This is a genomic window from Enterococcus sp. AZ071, assembly GCF_050499065.1.
Lineage (GTDB): Bacteria > Bacillota > Bacilli > Lactobacillales > Enterococcaceae > Enterococcus_A > Enterococcus_A ferrettii.
This window is the reverse complement of sequence record NZ_JBIPAS010000002.1, coordinates 741,187-756,815: the sequence shown is the minus strand read 5'-3', so window position 1 is coordinate 756,815 and position 15,629 is coordinate 741,187. Positions and strand designations below refer to the sequence as shown.

At 38.9% G+C, this 15,629-nt stretch carries 14 protein-coding genes; 3 read left to right on the top strand and 11 right to left on the bottom strand.

The window, feature by feature from the left end; genetic code table 11:
• Positions 1 to 24: 24 nt before the first annotated feature.
• The 6 genes from IGI49_RS22120 to IGI49_RS22095 form a co-directional block, all read right to left on the bottom strand.
• Complete coding sequence (locus IGI49_RS22120; protein ID WP_429965447.1) at positions 25 to 825, bottom strand: PTS system mannose/fructose/sorbose family transporter subunit IID; 801 nt, start codon at positions 823 to 825, stop codon at positions 25 to 27.
• Positions 818 to 1,603: a PTS mannose/fructose/sorbose/N-acetylgalactosamine transporter subunit IIC gene (locus IGI49_RS22115; RefSeq protein ID WP_207704676.1), complete on the bottom strand. Its 786-nt coding sequence runs from the start codon at positions 1,601 to 1,603 to the stop codon at positions 818 to 820. The genes IGI49_RS22120 and IGI49_RS22115 overlap by 8 nt, the downstream gene beginning before the upstream one ends.
• A 14-nt stretch (positions 1,604 to 1,617) precedes the next feature.
• On the bottom strand, positions 1,618 to 2,025 hold the full coding sequence (locus IGI49_RS22110; protein WP_429965448.1) for a PTS sugar transporter subunit IIA: 408 nt from the start codon (positions 2,023 to 2,025) through the stop codon (positions 1,618 to 1,620).
• A 155-nt stretch (positions 2,026 to 2,180) separates the two neighbouring features.
• The gene (locus tag IGI49_RS22105) at positions 2,181 to 4,700 is read right to left on the bottom strand and encodes a sigma 54-interacting transcriptional regulator (protein WP_429965449.1); all 2,520 of its coding nucleotides are present in this window, start codon (positions 4,698 to 4,700) and stop codon (positions 2,181 to 2,183) included.
• A 386-nt stretch (positions 4,701 to 5,086) separates the two neighbouring features.
• The gene (locus IGI49_RS22100) at positions 5,087 to 6,472 is read right to left on the bottom strand and encodes a PTS transporter subunit EIIC (RefSeq protein WP_429965450.1); all 1,386 of its coding nucleotides are present in this window, start codon (positions 6,470 to 6,472) and stop codon (positions 5,087 to 5,089) included.
• A 12-nt stretch (positions 6,473 to 6,484) separates the two neighbouring features.
• Positions 6,485 to 7,825, bottom strand: coding sequence for a glycoside hydrolase family 32 protein (locus tag IGI49_RS22095; RefSeq protein WP_429965451.1), 1,341 nt, complete (start codon positions 7,823 to 7,825; stop codon positions 6,485 to 6,487).
• 152 nt (positions 7,826 to 7,977) lie between these two features.
• Here IGI49_RS22095 and IGI49_RS22090 point away from each other — a divergent pair, with 152 nt between their 5' ends.
• Together IGI49_RS22090 and IGI49_RS22085 are read left to right on the top strand one after the other, a co-directional pair.
• Positions 7,978 to 8,841 carry an AraC family transcriptional regulator gene (locus tag IGI49_RS22090; RefSeq protein WP_429965452.1) on the top strand — a complete coding sequence of 288 codons (864 nt, stop codon included), beginning with the start codon at positions 7,978 to 7,980 and terminating at the stop codon, positions 8,839 to 8,841.
• 5 nt (positions 8,842 to 8,846) lie between these two features.
• The gene (locus IGI49_RS22085; protein WP_429966074.1) at positions 8,847 to 11,033 is read left to right on the top strand and encodes an alpha-galactosidase; all 2,187 of its coding nucleotides are present in this window, start codon (positions 8,847 to 8,849) and stop codon (positions 11,031 to 11,033) included.
• A gap of 83 nt (positions 11,034 to 11,116) precedes the next feature.
• On the opposite strand, the gene IGI49_RS22080 is transcribed toward IGI49_RS22085, so the two are convergent.
• Complete coding sequence (locus IGI49_RS22080; RefSeq protein WP_429965453.1) at positions 11,117 to 11,716, bottom strand: viroplasmin family protein; 600 nt, start codon at positions 11,714 to 11,716, stop codon at positions 11,117 to 11,119.
• A 160-nt stretch (positions 11,717 to 11,876) separates the two neighbouring features.
• Positions 11,877 to 12,788, bottom strand: coding sequence for a helix-turn-helix transcriptional regulator (locus IGI49_RS22075; protein ID WP_429965454.1), 912 nt, complete (start codon positions 12,786 to 12,788; stop codon positions 11,877 to 11,879).
• Positions 12,789 to 12,908: 120 nt separating this feature from the next.
• Between IGI49_RS22075 and IGI49_RS22070 the strand changes: the two genes are divergently transcribed.
• Positions 12,909 to 13,328, top strand: coding sequence for a DUF3788 family protein (locus IGI49_RS22070; protein ID WP_429965455.1), 420 nt, complete (start codon positions 12,909 to 12,911; stop codon positions 13,326 to 13,328).
• Positions 13,329 to 13,422: 94 nt separating this feature from the next.
• Here IGI49_RS22070 and IGI49_RS22065 read toward each other — a convergent pair whose 3' ends face one another.
• The 3 genes from IGI49_RS22065 to IGI49_RS22055 form a co-directional block, all read right to left on the bottom strand.
• Entirely contained in the window at positions 13,423 to 13,752 is a 330-nt protein-coding gene (locus IGI49_RS22065) for a hypothetical protein (protein ID WP_429965456.1), read from the bottom strand.
• Between the two features lie 298 nt (positions 13,753 to 14,050).
• Positions 14,051 to 14,443, bottom strand: a complete 393-nt coding sequence (locus IGI49_RS22060) for a hypothetical protein (RefSeq protein ID WP_429965457.1) — start codon at positions 14,441 to 14,443, stop codon at positions 14,051 to 14,053.
• A 316-nt stretch (positions 14,444 to 14,759) separates the two neighbouring features.
• On the bottom strand, positions 14,760 to 15,575 hold the full coding sequence (locus tag IGI49_RS22055) for a class C sortase (protein WP_429965458.1): 816 nt from the start codon (positions 15,573 to 15,575) through the stop codon (positions 14,760 to 14,762).
• Positions 15,576 to 15,629 lie beyond the last annotated feature (54 nt).

Sequence of the window (15,629 nt, the reverse complement as noted above, 5' to 3'; positions counted from 1 at the left end):
TCTATCTTCAATTTTCTAATTTAACTAACCTAATAAACCAATAAGCGACAAACCTATTGCCAAAGCAATAACGATTAAAATCACTCGAACTGGGGTCATATTTTTTCGCCCTAATAACCAGTAAACTAAAGCAACCAATAACGCAGGAATAAGATTCGGCATAATTGAATCCAGGATGTCCTGTCCGTGTAACATTAGATCACCTGATTTGTAAGAAACTTTCACATTAGCCGAAACAACAGTCGCGATGAGGGACCCCACGACCATTAACCCGACTGTTGAAATAGAAGCAGTTACCTGCTGCATTTTTTCTTCTAGAGTTGAGATCATCTTCAAACCAGTTTTGTAGCCTGTTTTGAAAAATGGAAAAATCAATGATTTAATAGCAATCATAACCACCAGCCATAGAACTACACCCGCCGGATTTCCTTGAACCGCCATAGAAGCTGCGATGCCCCCGAAGATTGCACTAGGTGTCGATAGTAATAATGTATCACCTAGGCCTGCTAAAGGTCCCATCAAACTAGTTTTTAGCGATGAAACGGTCGGCAAGGATTTTTCCTTCTCATTTTCCTCAATCGCAATGTTAACACCCATAATAAAAGGCGTAAACATCGCATTCGTGTTAAAGAATTGTAAATGAGTCAGTAACGATTGCTTCAGCCCTTCCTGATCATCCTTGTAGATTTCCTTTAGAACTGGATACATGGAATAACAATACCCCAGTCCTTGCATTTTCTCGTAGTTAAAGGATCCGCAGCCGCCAGTTAACCAGTAACGCAGCATCGCTGTTCTTTTTTTCTTGAATGAAATGTCATTATTCATCGCCTTCAATCCCCCCATCTGTTGGTACTGCCGCTGTGCTGACTGCGGTCTTTTGACTATTTTTAAAAGATACAAAGGCCCAAGCCATTGCCAATAGCGCAATTCCTAAAATTGGCATCCCTAAGTAAGAAGCAAACACAAATCCGACAATCAACGGTGCCACATTTTGCTTCACCGGCATCGTTCTTAACAATAAACCAATACCCACTACTGGTAAAAGTCCGCCGGCTACCTGCAAGCCCGTCAATAACCATTCAGGAATGATTTCAAATACCTTTTCCACCAAGCCTTGGCCAAATAAAACTGCCAACATGATTGGAACTCCAGTTGAAACCATCGTGAAAATATTGCCTAGCCATTGCCACATTGGAATACGATGGAAGTCGCCTTTCGCAACATCCTTTTCCGCACCATGCTGGAAAAAGATGTTCAAGGTTTTGTTCAACACGTCCAGCTGCACCATAATAATTGCCACAGGAACTCCAATTGTTACACCCACTTCTGGACTGGCACCTGTTGTAATCGCCAAGTATGTTCCGACGATTGCCGCTACCGGATAATCCGGTACAGACGCACCGCCGAAGCTGCTGATACCTAACGTCATCAACTGCAAGGTCCCACCGATATATAATCCTGTTTGTAAATCTCCACAGATCAAACCAGTAATCGTACCACACATTAATGCCTGCCATAACCCAACACATGTGATCCAACGCTCATAATTCATTAAAAATCCGAAAATAATTACTAATACCGTTGATACTGATGAAACGCCCATTATTTTTCCTCCCCTTATTCGTCGCCTTCATTGACAATCATTAACAATTGCTGTGGATCATACATATTCTGCTGACCAGCTGCAAGAATTTCTTCCATCACCTCAGACAATGGATTGTTTCTGTTCATTGCTGCCGTCAACACACTGCCAAAATTGGCATTACTAACTACCTGACTTCCCGGACGGTGCACTAATTGTCCGTAAACAGTTTTAAATGGTGTTCCTTGAAACAAATCGACCAAAGCTAGGATCGGCAACTCCGTTCCATTGATTGCCTCAGTGATTTCCGCTTCGAAAGCTGTTAAACTCTTACCTCCCAAATCGATTGCTGTAACCGCCCGCTCCTCTGGTAAAAAATATTCCAATGTATCCGCAAATCCACTGGCTAAGCTTCCGTGAGTAACGATAATAATCTTAAACATTGATCTCCACCTCTCTCTTCATTCTTATAAAAGCAAGTACCGTGCCAACTATTTTTTGCTTACATTTCCTGCAAGAATCCCGGTAGTATAGCAAAACAAGCAAAAAAGCTAGTGTTAAAAAAAGATTTAACACTAGCTTTTTTCGTTTCACACAATCACAGCTGCTGCTGAATGATCAGGAAAATCATCTCCAGCTCGCCATCTGGAATCTTCAATTTGTATTTTTGTTCAATTGCTGTAAAGAAATGAGCAGAGGTTTCTTTGAAGGGTTGATATAGCGGAAGAGCCGTAATTCCCTCGTCACTCTCGTCAATCCCATCACCAGTCAATATACGCTCAATCATCGCTGATAGATGCAGAAAAAGGTTGATCCGCATAAAATTATCAATATGAATTTGGTAGAACTCTTCATACTTTTCAATTACTTCTTCTACTTCATCAATGACCATCGCCGGATTCAAAAAGTTCAGCCGTGCTGCTGCCCCTTCCAAGGTAAACAGCTTGATGATTTCATTGGTACACTTTTTCAGCTCGTCGGCTTGAAAGAAGGAAGCCAATAAATCCAAATTAGCCGCTCCATTAATAATCCCTTCAATATTGATAATAGGTACCACTGCTTTTTCCACTGGTGAAGTGGTTAAGATGGCTACCGTATCCTTAAATAAGGTTTTCTGATCCTTTTGCAGCAGCTCCTTCAATTTGCTGTAGTCAATCGACAATAGTTCGATTTCATCTGTGTTCACGTATTTACTGAGAATATCTTTAATTTTTAAGGCGATTCCTTCACCAGAAATGCAGGAAATCAATAAGTTGGTTTTTTGCGAAACACCGGCAAAATATTGCTTCGACACCGCAAAATCCTCTAGTGCTAACTGCTCCAGCTGAGTAATTTTTTGACGCTGGCTCAGCTTCAAGCCAACATCCAATGCTAAGGAAGTCGACACATTGTTCATAATTAAAAGGTCTCCGGTCACATTGCCTTGAATTGATTGATACATTTGCTCCAAAGAACCCATATCCACCAAAAGAACAAGTCCATCTGAGGTATTGTATTTTTTGATGTACTCATTGACCTCCGCAATCAGCGTTTCCGCCGAGACATCCATTGGCAGATCAAAGCTTTCAAAAACAAAGTCCTTTACCAGTTGATTAACTGTGTTAGCTAAAGTTTGAGCATTTTTATGCCCATGCATAATGATCAAGGCATTGATTTTGGTACTAATCTCCAGCACTCGGTTCAAGTAAGCAGCTAGCACACTCAAGCCATTTTCATTGATCGAGGTATTTTGCAAGAACAACACCTGCAAAACTCCTTCAGCCAGCTTGAAAAATTTGTGATAGTTGTAGCGTGCCTCCGATCCATCCTTAATATTGATTAATTCACTGGAAGGATCGTATTGCAGCAGAACTGCCAGTAAAATAATCTTATTTAAATCGGCCTCCTCTATTTCCACACCTTTACTGGTAAGATACTTCTGCAAAGCCATTTTCTTCTGTACATACCGCTCCAAGTCAGACTGATAGCTTAAGCGTTTGCTGAAATGTTTGTTAAGAAAATAAGAGTGATAGAGTTCGTCTATCAAGTTTTGCGCCTTTTGACCCGCCTCTTCAAAACCAATAAAGCCGAAGTTGCCAATATAGGTCTCCTCTTCTTGAAAAGTCTCGGTAAACTCTTTATTTTTTTCCTTAATGGAGAGAAAATGTCCGGTTCCAATCACCAGCGGTTCATCTGTCTTCGCTTTGTTATAGGCTTTCGCGCAATCGGCTTTGATCCGGTTACGGATTTCCCCGATGTTTCCGCGATAATTTGATTGAATTAACTCAATTATGTAGTCCTCACCCACTTGCAACGAACAATCCAGCTGCTTCCTTTCCTCGTCCAAGAAGCTGAAGATCAATTTTTCTTTTTCGGAAAAGGACCGCTGGCTAAAATCCGGTAAAAAAACATCAAAAGGAATTCTTCGCTTTAAAGTGACCAACAAGGACGACTCAGGATCTTCTGTAGTCGCCATGATTAAGCGAACATTTGCCTGCTGCCATTCAGCATTGGAGCCCATTGGCCGATATTTCTTCTCATCAATTAACAAAAACAGCTTTTCCTGATTTTCCGCCGACAAATTATGTACTTCATCCAAAAACAAATATCCGCCCTCAGCTTCATTAATTAAACCATGCGTATCCTTTTCCGCACCCGAAAAGGCCCCTTTGACATAACCGAATAATAAAGAAGATAATAATTCTTTATTATTGGCATAATCGGCACAGTTCAATACCACAAAAGGGGCATCCTCCGTAACAACCTTTTTTTCTATTGCATACTGGTGAATCAGCTTAGCCAAGTAACTTTTGCCCACTCCGCTGCTGCCATGGATCAAGATCGGCAAGCCGTGAGGAGGATAAGTTACCGCGGATTTGCACTGTTCAATTTGATTTTTCACACTACCATCGTAACCAATGAAGATCCGAAACGAATTCCCTTTTTTTGACGGCAGCCGAAAATTCACTGGTCGCGTATTCGTTTTTACCAGACGTCCCTGATCCGCCAGCTGGTTTAGATAAAGACTCGTCACGCTGCGTTTCATCCCTGTCAGCTGCTCCACATCTTGTGTCGTTACAACCTCTACCAGCTGCAGGTGCTCCAGCAACAACTTATATAAATTTTCTACTGAGTTCATGTCTGACTCCCCCCACACTAACACTCTGATTAATGTGTCTTATTATAAACAGTATTTGATCATTTGGATAGTTCGTATTTAAGAAAGCTCAAAAAAGTTATATGTTTTTTTTCTAAGGCAAAAAGGAAACTGATTGCTTTCTATTTTCATAAAATATACTTAGATTTACTTGTATACTTTACCTACTAAAAAAATAATAACGCCATTGAGTACAACAACCCTTTAAATAATAAATCATTTTGTGTAGCTTCTCACTCTTTCCTAGATTATGACGATACTCCCTCCATCAAAAAAAGTTGGAGTTAATCGAGAATAGTTGACACTATACCCAATAACCACAACTTTATTGTTATTTCTCGTAAAATATTCAAGAATTTTTTTCTTTTCTACAACTGCTGGTCCTTTTTATATCCAATCGTCCAAGTCAATCCAAAGGCTATTCCAAACGCAACCAAATTCACTAAAATATAAAATGGTAATTGTTCATTTAAATATAACAATGTCCCAGGAATTCCAGTTAAAGCCATTCCTGTTGCCCGCAAGTGGAGAATTGATGCTAAAAAGCCTCCTATTCCCCCTCCAATCATTGCCATAACAAACGGTTTTATCAATCGTAAAGTTACACCGAAAACAGCTGGTTCAGTGATTCCTAATGCCGCTGATAGAGCGGATGGAAAAGCAATTTGCTTCATTTTTGGCGAAGTAGATTTAATAGCCACAGCTAATACTGCTCCTGCTTGAGCAACATTTCCGCAGGTTCCAATTGGATTCAAATAGTTCCAGCCGTCTTGTCCCAGCATACTAATTTCCAAAAAGTTTAAAATATGATGAATCCCAAAAATTCCTAATAGCTGACCAAAACTGCCATAGATCAAGCCACCAATTCCTAGTGGTAACCCAAGTAAAAATTCAACTGCATGCAGAACACCAATCTCGACCTCATGAAAAATCGGGCCAATAATGAATAATGCAAGAATAAGACCAACTAATAGCGTTAAGAAGGGTGTCAGGATCAGATCCAAAGAATCAGGGATTCGCTTGCGCAAGAAAATCTCAATTTTAGATCCTAGAATTCCGGTAACAAAAGCAGGCAAAACAGAGCCTTGATAGCCCACAACATTGATAAAACCAAAAAATACTAATGGTTCTGCCGCCTGCTGTCCAACCTCGTAGGCGTTGGGTAAAACAGAGCTAACCAGCATTAAACCTAAAACAATTCCTAAAATTGGTGTACCTCCAAAAATCCTAAAGGTTGACCAAGCCACTAACGCGGGTAAAAAGGCAAATGCCGTATCGGTTAAAATTTGAGTAAACATTAAGAGCTGCTGAGGGATATCTTCTGGTGCTAAACCAACCATTCCTAAAACTGCTTCCTGTGTAAAAAGTCCCCGCAATCCCATAAATAATCCAGTAGCTACCAACACTGGAATAATTGGTACAAAAACATCACCGAAGATTCTGACGGCTCGTTGGAAGGTCAGCTTTTGCTTCACATCAGTCGCTGCAACTGAAGCTTGCTCCGAACTATCGATCAATGGAAGAAACTCGTCGTAAACTTTATTCACCAAGCCGGTTCCTAAAATAACCTGGTACTGCCCTGAGTTAAAAAAGCTCCCTTTCACCTTATCAATATCTTCTACCGCCTTGATATCAATTTTTTCCTTATCATTGGTAATAATTCTTAAGCGAGTCGCACAATGAGTAGCCGATTGAACATTGCTGCTTCCGCCTACCAGCTCTAAAATTTTAGCTGCGATTTCTTTATTATTCATTCATCATTCTCCTTAATAGTTGTAAACTACAACCGACCCTTTTTTCCCCAACTCTTGATAAGTAATTTCTCGAGAGAAACTGTCACAAAAACTACGCATCGAAAACACATACTGTCCCTCATTTATAAAAAATTCCACTGTTGAATTATCGCAAAAAATCTGAAGACTGTGCAATTCCTCTAACGCCAGCTCCTTCACTTCTTTTTTGCCTGAAACCCAATTTATTCTGCTAATTTGTAAAAGTCCTTTTTTGTATTCTAGCGAGTTCATCCCAGCATTTAAAGTCAAATAAAAAGTCGGGGTTGAATCACCAAGATCAATCAATATCTCATAAGCTTTCTGGCAATTTTTGATGACCGCATTATCAGCATTATATTTTTGCTCCTCTTTTCTCAGTTGCTTATACTCTTCAAGAGGAACCTGTCGTAATTGATTATTCAGCCATTTCAATTCTCGTGGCATCGTAAGGCAATGCACATATCCTGACTTAGTCGTGGGACATTGCGCCTCTTCCAATTCACTCATTCGCGACATCCAAGCCACCATAATACGACGACCCTTATCATCTTCAAAGGATTGCGGTGCATAAAAATCAAAGCCATAATCCAGCAGAAGTATATCACTCTCAGGTACAAACTTCTTTTTCTTGTAATCAATCTTTCCAATCAAATATCCGGCATAGCTCGATAGTGACAAGTCATTTTCTTCTATGGATGTTCGTCTTTGTGGACATACGGTCAAAATATCCACATCATTGGTCAATGAGAATACATCTGGGCATTCACACATTTGCTCTAAAGCTGAATCAGTATAAAAAGTTCCTTGAAATTCCCAATGTAACAAATCCAGTGATACAAACAAGGTAATTGCTCCTACGTTTTGGGTTGTCTGAGCACCAACGATCATCCACCATTTGCCCTGGCTTTGCCAAACCTTCGGATCACGATGATGTTCCGTGAAACCTTCAGGGGTTTTGATTCCCTGATTTTTTTTTACAAACGTTTTTCCATCAGAAGAAATCGCTATTTTTTGTGCGCTTTTTCTGACGTTATTCTCTTTAGTATTTCCAGTATAAAATACGTACAGCATACCAGCTTTCTCAACAGCACTTCCTGAGTAAATGCCATCTTTATCTTCTTTCTGATCGGGGACAATTGCTGTGCCTGGATTCTCCCAATTGACTAAATCAGTTGAAGTAAATAAACCCCATTCTTTATAAGTATGATCTGTATCAAAGCGATTCCACTGGTGAAAAAAATAATATTTTCCTTTAAATTGAATCAATCCATTCGGATCATTTAATAATCCTTGTACCGGTTCTATATGGAAAGAATTTTTGTCATTCCTTTTCAAAACAGGAGCTCCTCCTCTTATTATTTCATATTAATGCGTTTACATCACCTAGGTTAATGAGATCTTATCATCTATTCCCCCGTTTAGAATATGGAAAAAAATAAGGAAAATATGGAAATTTCTAATATCCAAAACTTTTTAGCAGAGTTCCCATGTATAATGCAAGCATGGATACTAATTTAAAAGAATACACGGATCGCTTTACTGATTTTTCAAAAAAAAGTATCTCAGACTTCATTTTGTACAACAGCGGAATTGAATATTGTGAACCTGGTTACAGCTACGGTCCCAAAAGAAGGGATTATCACTTTATTCATTTTATAAAGGAGGGCAAAGGACTGCTGGAGGTTGAGAATCGTACGATTGAAGTTTTTGAGAATCAGCTGTTTGTTGTTCCAGCAAATGTTGTTTCCACCTATACAGCCGATAATCAGGTGCCTTGGAAATACTGCTGGATTGGATTTACTGGTATTGAATCAAGTAATTTTATTCACACCTTACTTCAATCCAGCAAGCAAAATTATGTATTGGATTGTTCGGATGCAGCTTTTTATGAGAAGGAAATCAGTAAAATTCTATCTCTGAATCACAACAATCGTTCCTCTTACTTTAAAATTAACGGGATTATGTATAATATTGTCGGAACATTGCTGGAGGAAGTTCAACCAAATGATTCTGCCAATATTCACGAAGCTTCTGCCGCCTTTCAGGCCATGCGGTATATGGATCTACATTATCACGATGACATTCAAATTTCAGATATTGCACACTTTATCGGTGTTCATCCTAATTACCTCTCTTTAAGATTTAAAAAAGAGATGGGCGTTACGCCAAAAAAATATTTAACCAACCTAAAAACTACTAAAGCCAAAAAGCTTTTAATGGAAAGTGACGATCCCGTCAGTTTAATCGCCAGCTCAGTCGGCTTTACTGATGCCTTATCTTTTTCCAAATTCTTCAAAAAAGAAATTGGTTATTCCCCCACGGAATTTAGAAAGGAGCAACAAACTCAGTGAAAAACATGATCCATTATTGTTCACAAACTAGCACCTTCAGCTTACACAACTGCAAAGTCAGCTACATTATGGAAGTCATTGAAGAAACTTATTTAATCCATCGCTATTGGGGAAAACGCCTGAGCAGTTATCATTTTAGTAACCGTCCCATTTTAAAGAAACGAACGTTTGCAGCTGCACCTGATAATGAAAAACCAGAAATTTCGCCCGAATTTTTGCCTTTTGAGCTTCCCGGTGCTCACCAAGGCGATTTTCGAAACCCAGCTATCCAAATTGAACATACGAATAGCGAAAGAATTACTCGATTTCATTATCAGAGATATGAAATTATCAACAAAGCCATTGAATTGGACGATCTCCCTCATGCTAGGAACACGGAGGAACTAGCTCAAACACTCATTATTCATTTGTTTGATCCAATCGCTCAAATTGAACTTGCTTTGTCCTATACAATCTTCGAAAACTTTCCGGTGATTGTTCGCTCGACGAAAGTAAACAATCAAAGCGAAAAATCAATAAAGCTTACTAAGCTTTTCAGTGCCTCGGTAGATACTAGCTATGATGATCAACTCGTCACAACTTTTTACGGGACTCATCAAAAAGAGTATCAGTTAAACCGGAGTGCGATTCAACATGGATTGTTCAAAATTGGCAGCTCTCGTGGTGCCAGCGGCCCACAATATCCGCCCTATCTTGCACTATCAAAGGAAGCAACTGAAAATAAAGGGGATGTTCATGCTATGACCCTAATTTACAGCGGCAATCATGAGGTTTTGCTGGAACGTGATCAGTACAATCATTTGCGGTTGCAAATTGGCTTAAATAGCGAAACCTTTTCCTGGCAGTTAAATCCTGGTGACTCGTTTCAAAGTCCGCAAGCCCTGCTCTCCTATAGTGACCAAGGCTTCAATGGATGCTCGCAAAGCTTTCATCGTTTTTTTACAGATCATTTGATTCCTCCAATTTGGAAAAATCAAGTACGTCCGCTGCTGATTAATAGCTGGGAAATGACCTATTACGATGTTAATGAGACCTTAATCAAGCAGTTAATTGATGCTGCTGATGAGCTGGGGTTTGAAACCGTAGTACTAGATGACGGTTGGTACAGCCAGAGAAACAGCAGCAAAACTTCCCTGGGTGATTGGGTAATTGATCATGAGAAGTTCCCTAAAGGCATTCAGCCGTTGGTAGCCTACGCAAAGAAAAAAAATATTGGTTTTGGGCTCTGGTTTGAGCCAGAAATGATCTCACCGGAAACAACCTTAATTCAACAGCATCCGGAGTGGGTCATGAGAAGCTCAAATTATCAACCGCTCTTAGGGCGCAGTCAATATGTACTGGATTTGACTAATAAGGAAGTTCAACGATTTATTATTGACACTGTGTCTCAAGCAATTGATACGCTTGATGTGAGCTACATTAAGTGGGATATGAACCGACACATGACGGATCCCTTTTCCCAGCTCCATTCTTTTGAGGCTTCTGAATATTCTCACCGCTATATTTTGGGACTCTATCGCATTATGAATGAATTAACGACAACTTATCCCAACGTTTTATTCGAAAATTGCTCTAGCGGTGGTGGAAGGTTAGATCCTGGAATGCTCTACTATTTTCCCCAAACCTGGATTAGTGACAATACCGATGGAAAAGATCGCCAACAGACCCAATACGGTGCTAGTTATTTGTTTCCAATTTCAGCTATGACAGGACATGTCTCTGATGTACCGAACCATCAAACCAATCGAACGATATCCTTTGAAACTAGAGCGGCCCTAGCATCTTCCACGAATATGGGCTATGAGATGAACATTACTGACCTTTCTCCTAAAAAAAAGGAAATTATTCGTGATCATCTACAGGAATATAAAGAAGAACGTAAGCTAATTACACAAGGAAACTTTTATCGTTTACTTTCTCCCTTCAACAGTAATTATTGTGCTTGGATGTTTACTGATAAAGGAATGGAACAAGCAATAGTTTACGTTTTCCGCAATCAATATGAAGTATACGAACTGTCTCTATTAATAAAAATTCCGTTTCTTAAAGAAGACTGTTTGTATCAAGACTCTGCCACCGAGCAAGTCTATTCGGGTTCAGAGTTAGCGAATTGCGGATTGGCATTAGAAAATAGTAAAGGCGATTTTATCGTTCACAAAATAAAGTTGGTACAAATAGAAAAAGGGCTTTAAGCAATTTACAGCTTAAAGCCCTTTTCACAACTGGCAATCCATCTATAGGTTGGAAACTTTACTGTCATAAAGAATCAGCAAAGCTATCCTATTTCCATCCGTGTACCTTTGTCGGCCAACTCATCCGCTAAATCGTTAAACTTGTCGCCGGAATGTCCCTTTACCTTAACGAAGCGCACCTTTAAGTCTTTTGACACTTCATCAAATAAAGCAACATACGCCTTTGATATGGCTGCGTTAGCTGCCCATTGTTTTTCAGCCCAAGAAGCAATTCCTTGGTAATCGTAAAAGATCGTAATCTCATCAATCTGGTTTGCTTTTGCCCATCTCACTGCCTCGATACAAGCAAACACTTCGCCAGCAATTTGATAACTAGAGATAAATTTAGGATCATTTCCACCGAAGGAAAGCTTCTCTATCACTTTTTCACCTTTTAAAATAACGACACCAGAACCATATTGCTGCCGAGCTTTATTAAAGGAGCCATCTACATATGCTTGGTATTCATCAGGATTTACTGTTTTTTTCTCTGAACTCATATTCACAAATTGCTGTGCTTCTTCTTTTGTCGGGAACGATTTAAAAATTGCACCAGGAAAGCCCTTTACCTGCTTTTGTGCATCGTTCCAGGTTGTATATACTCCTGGTTTTCTTCCAATTCGAATTGCGTAAAACTTTGCCACTTACTTATTACCTCCCATGAAACTATGAAATCAGTTTGCAAGTAATTATAACTTACCTGCAGTTTTTTTACAGTATATTATTTAAACATCTAATGGAATTGTTTCATTATCATTTGTTGATTTGAAAGTGTTTTTCCTTATTCTTTTGTTGAATAAAAAGCTAATCCTCACTATACCTGTTCATCAGTTCTTTTATCATCTGGCATAATTTGTTTCTCAAACGTAACGGTGAAAGAACTTCAGCTTCACCCCCCAGGGAAAGAATGAATCCGTAAAGCCATGGTGTATCAGGAACCTCCGCTCGCAATGTGCCGGTTCCATCTTTTGCTATGGTAACCTGTGACTCATGAAAATCTTCATATAAGCGATGCACAGTTTCGGCTGAACATTTTAAAACGAGGGGGATCATTGTGTAAGAGATTTGTTCCGTTTTGTCCAGTTCTTTCACTGGCAGATTCTTCCGATCAAAGGTTTCTACTTTTACAAACACCTCAGACATTCGAGTAATTTTAAAGGTTCGATACGTCTGCTTTTCCTGGCAATAGCCTATTAAATACCAGGCTTGAGATTTATAAAGAAGCTTTATTGGCATCACAATTTTATTGCTCTGTGCCATTTGCATATTGATATAAGAAAAACCAAGCAGCTGGTTTCTACTGATTGCTGAAATGATTTTATTGAATTTGTCCTTGTCTTCACCTGTGCGTCCCCAACGGGAAAAATCTACCTCGATCAGATCAGATGGTTGGTTCTGGAACAAGCCTGATAGCTTTTCTAATAAAAAAGATAGGTCATCTTGTTTAGTCGCTGCCAGACTGCTTAGTGAAAGTAAAATCTTTTTTTGCTCTTCACTAGTAAGAGTTGCTTTGCTTAAGACAAAATCATTATCTATGAAAATCCCACCGCCTGTTCCTTGCGAAGTATAAATCGGAATTCCTGCACTGCTCAAAATATCAATATCGCGAAATACGGTTCGAAGGGATACATTAAAACGCTGAGCTAATTCCGCAGCAGTTGCGGAGCGATTAGCCAGTAGATAATGAGTCAGGGCAAATAATCGTTGAATTTGCATAGAATTCTTCCTTTTTCTATAATCCTAACACAGTTTAATTAAAAATTATTCAACATGACATATCTTGTCATGTTGAATTGATATAATAAATGTAGGTTATTCAGAAAGGAGCAGTTTTTCATGGCCGTTAGTATATTTGATGATAAAGCTACTACACCAGATGATACAATGTTGCTGTCCGTATTAAAAGAAGCACAGCTTCTTTGGAACGAGGCCATTCATTTTGTAGAACAATTCGGTGGAATCGTACAAGGAGAATGGAAATTTTACACTAAAGCAGCTGGTTGGACCTATGTAGTAAAGTCAAATAAACGTACAATGTTTTACTTGATACCAAAGGATGCTCATTTGCAAGCCACTTTTGTTTTTGGTGAAAAAGCTGTTGCAGCTGCTGAAGAAGCCAATTTGCCAATTGATGTACTAAAAAATCTAAGATCTGCGAAAGCCTATGTTGAAGGCCGTTCGATCGCTATTCTAGTGAAAAATACGGAAGACCTCGCTGTTTTTAAAAGGCTAGTAACGATTAAAGTGGAAAATTGAGCCTTAAAAAGAGAAGCTGGTTGCAGCTTCTCTTTTTTATAAATAACAAAAACTTGCTAGCAGTTTCCTGCTGCAAGCTTCTTTGCATCTATTTTTAATCCTTAATCGCTCGTTCAATTTCAATCAAGCGAGTCAATCCAGATACAACAATTTCAGCATCCGCTTCGTCCTCTTGCTCAGTTTTATTTATCCATAGAGGCAGGCTAGGAGAAAGCAGCACTACTTCGTTTCCATTACGTAGTCGAGCAATTGGCACAGTTCGTAGTTTAGGCAGCAGCTCAGAGTTCGGCCGCTTAGCAGTAAATACTGAAGAAATCGAATCTAAATAATTCATCAGTTGTGAATAGCCTTCTTCCTGTTTATTTCTCAAGTAAAGCTGTTCTAACCCTGCGAGAATTCCCGCTTTCTCGTTTTCAAGATTCATTTTTACCAACCCCTACCCCGTATCGTTCTACTTATAGTTTACCCTAGTAAATGCCTGTTGTAATCAACTTTATGAGACTTTGGACTAATTTTTTTGACCAAGCTTTCAACAGCTTTTGATTTTTAGCAAAAATTTTCTATCCAATACATAATTTGACTGGCCTTTTCTCTTTTTTTTAATAAGTGTATGTATTAGCATATTATCACTTACTATATACCTAATCTTTTTAAAGAAACAGCCACACGCATAAAACGAATGGCTGATTGTATCCCATTTTTGGGTATGATTTATTAAATTGCTATTTCTCAAGTCTAATCGGTACACTTGCCTCGCTGTCTTTTTCAGTGTAGTCGGCGAGAATTAATTCGTCATTCTCTACCTGAATATTTTTCATAGTTCCACTTTTGATTGAGTAAATTTCCTGCATAAATTGAAGCTCTATCTCCGTCTGACGTTCATTAATTTCATAGGTGGCCTGCCCTTCGCCATTGTCGTTGGACAATTCCGCGATACCATTCCCTCCAAAGATCATTTCAACCGAACCTTGCTCACTAACTAGTTGCCACTTATCCGAGTTCTCTATTAAGATATTACGGATATTCGGTTTCTCCTCCCCACAAGCACTCAAAGCAGCAATACTAATTGTGAGAACCATAAATAATAAACATTTCCCTAACGCAAATTTTTTCATATAGTTGTATTCACCTTCTTCGTATATTCAATAAAACTCTTGTAACCTCATACTTCTATTATATAGTAATATAGCTAAAAAGGATTACATTTTATCGTTGAAATGATCTAGATTGGCTAAAATTTCTTTCTTTGAAAAAGATTTCTTAATATATCAAAAGCATCTCAAACAGTTAGCCGAAAACTAATTCGTATCATTTCAATTACTAACTAATTTTTAACGTACATATAAGCCACCTCCCAAATTTTATATTCTAAAATTCAGGAGGCAGCTTATGTATTTTATTTATTATAAATTTCAGGTAAGATAACTATTTTTAACTAGATTTGTGTTTATTTCGCCAATAATTTAGTAAGACTAATAGCAGCATGATGCCACTGGTTATCAATGCTGTTTTTAACAACAAATGATTCTCAGTAGTCAACTTTTTCTTCTTCACCTTTTTACTAGGATCATAAGGAACTCGTTTTCCCCGGACCAACAACCGGTGAGAATTGACTCCATAAGGGGTACAGGTCAATAGTGTCACGTAGTCCTCTCCCTTTACTGATTTTAATAGTTCTGTGTGTTCCGGTTCAATGACTGAGATCTTATCTACCTCATAAGCCAGGGTCTGATCCAATACATGAACATAAAAAAGATCACTTTTTTTCAGTTCAGTTAAATCAGTGAACAACTTTGCGTGAGTTAAGCCGGTATGGGAGGTCAGTACCGAATGGGTCCCTTCGCCACCAATCGGTAAAGCAGAACCTTCCAAATGTCCCACGGCTTTGTGCAGGACATCCTCCTGGGTTCCGTGGTAAACAGGCAAATTCACATCAATACTAGGAATTTCAACCTGAGCCATTATTCCCTTAACCCTCAATACTTGATAATAATTGGCAGGCATCACAATGCCTGATCCTGGTATGAAAGGATCGTGAGCTGGCTGACCTAATAAATTTTCGTTGTAAATTTTTGCCTGTTGAAAGACTTCAGCAATTTGCTCAGGCGTTAGCTGGTCCACTTCTTCTTGATAGCTTTCAGCTACTTGGGTCGCATTTTTCTGATTAAAATAATTTCCCAAGAAAGGGTATGCGATGATACCGACCCCTGAAATTAATAATCCAATGATTAAAATGGCTCGTTTCATCCCCAGCCTACCTTTCCTATGCAGAGAAAAAGCCGAGAATTCTCGGCTTTTTTT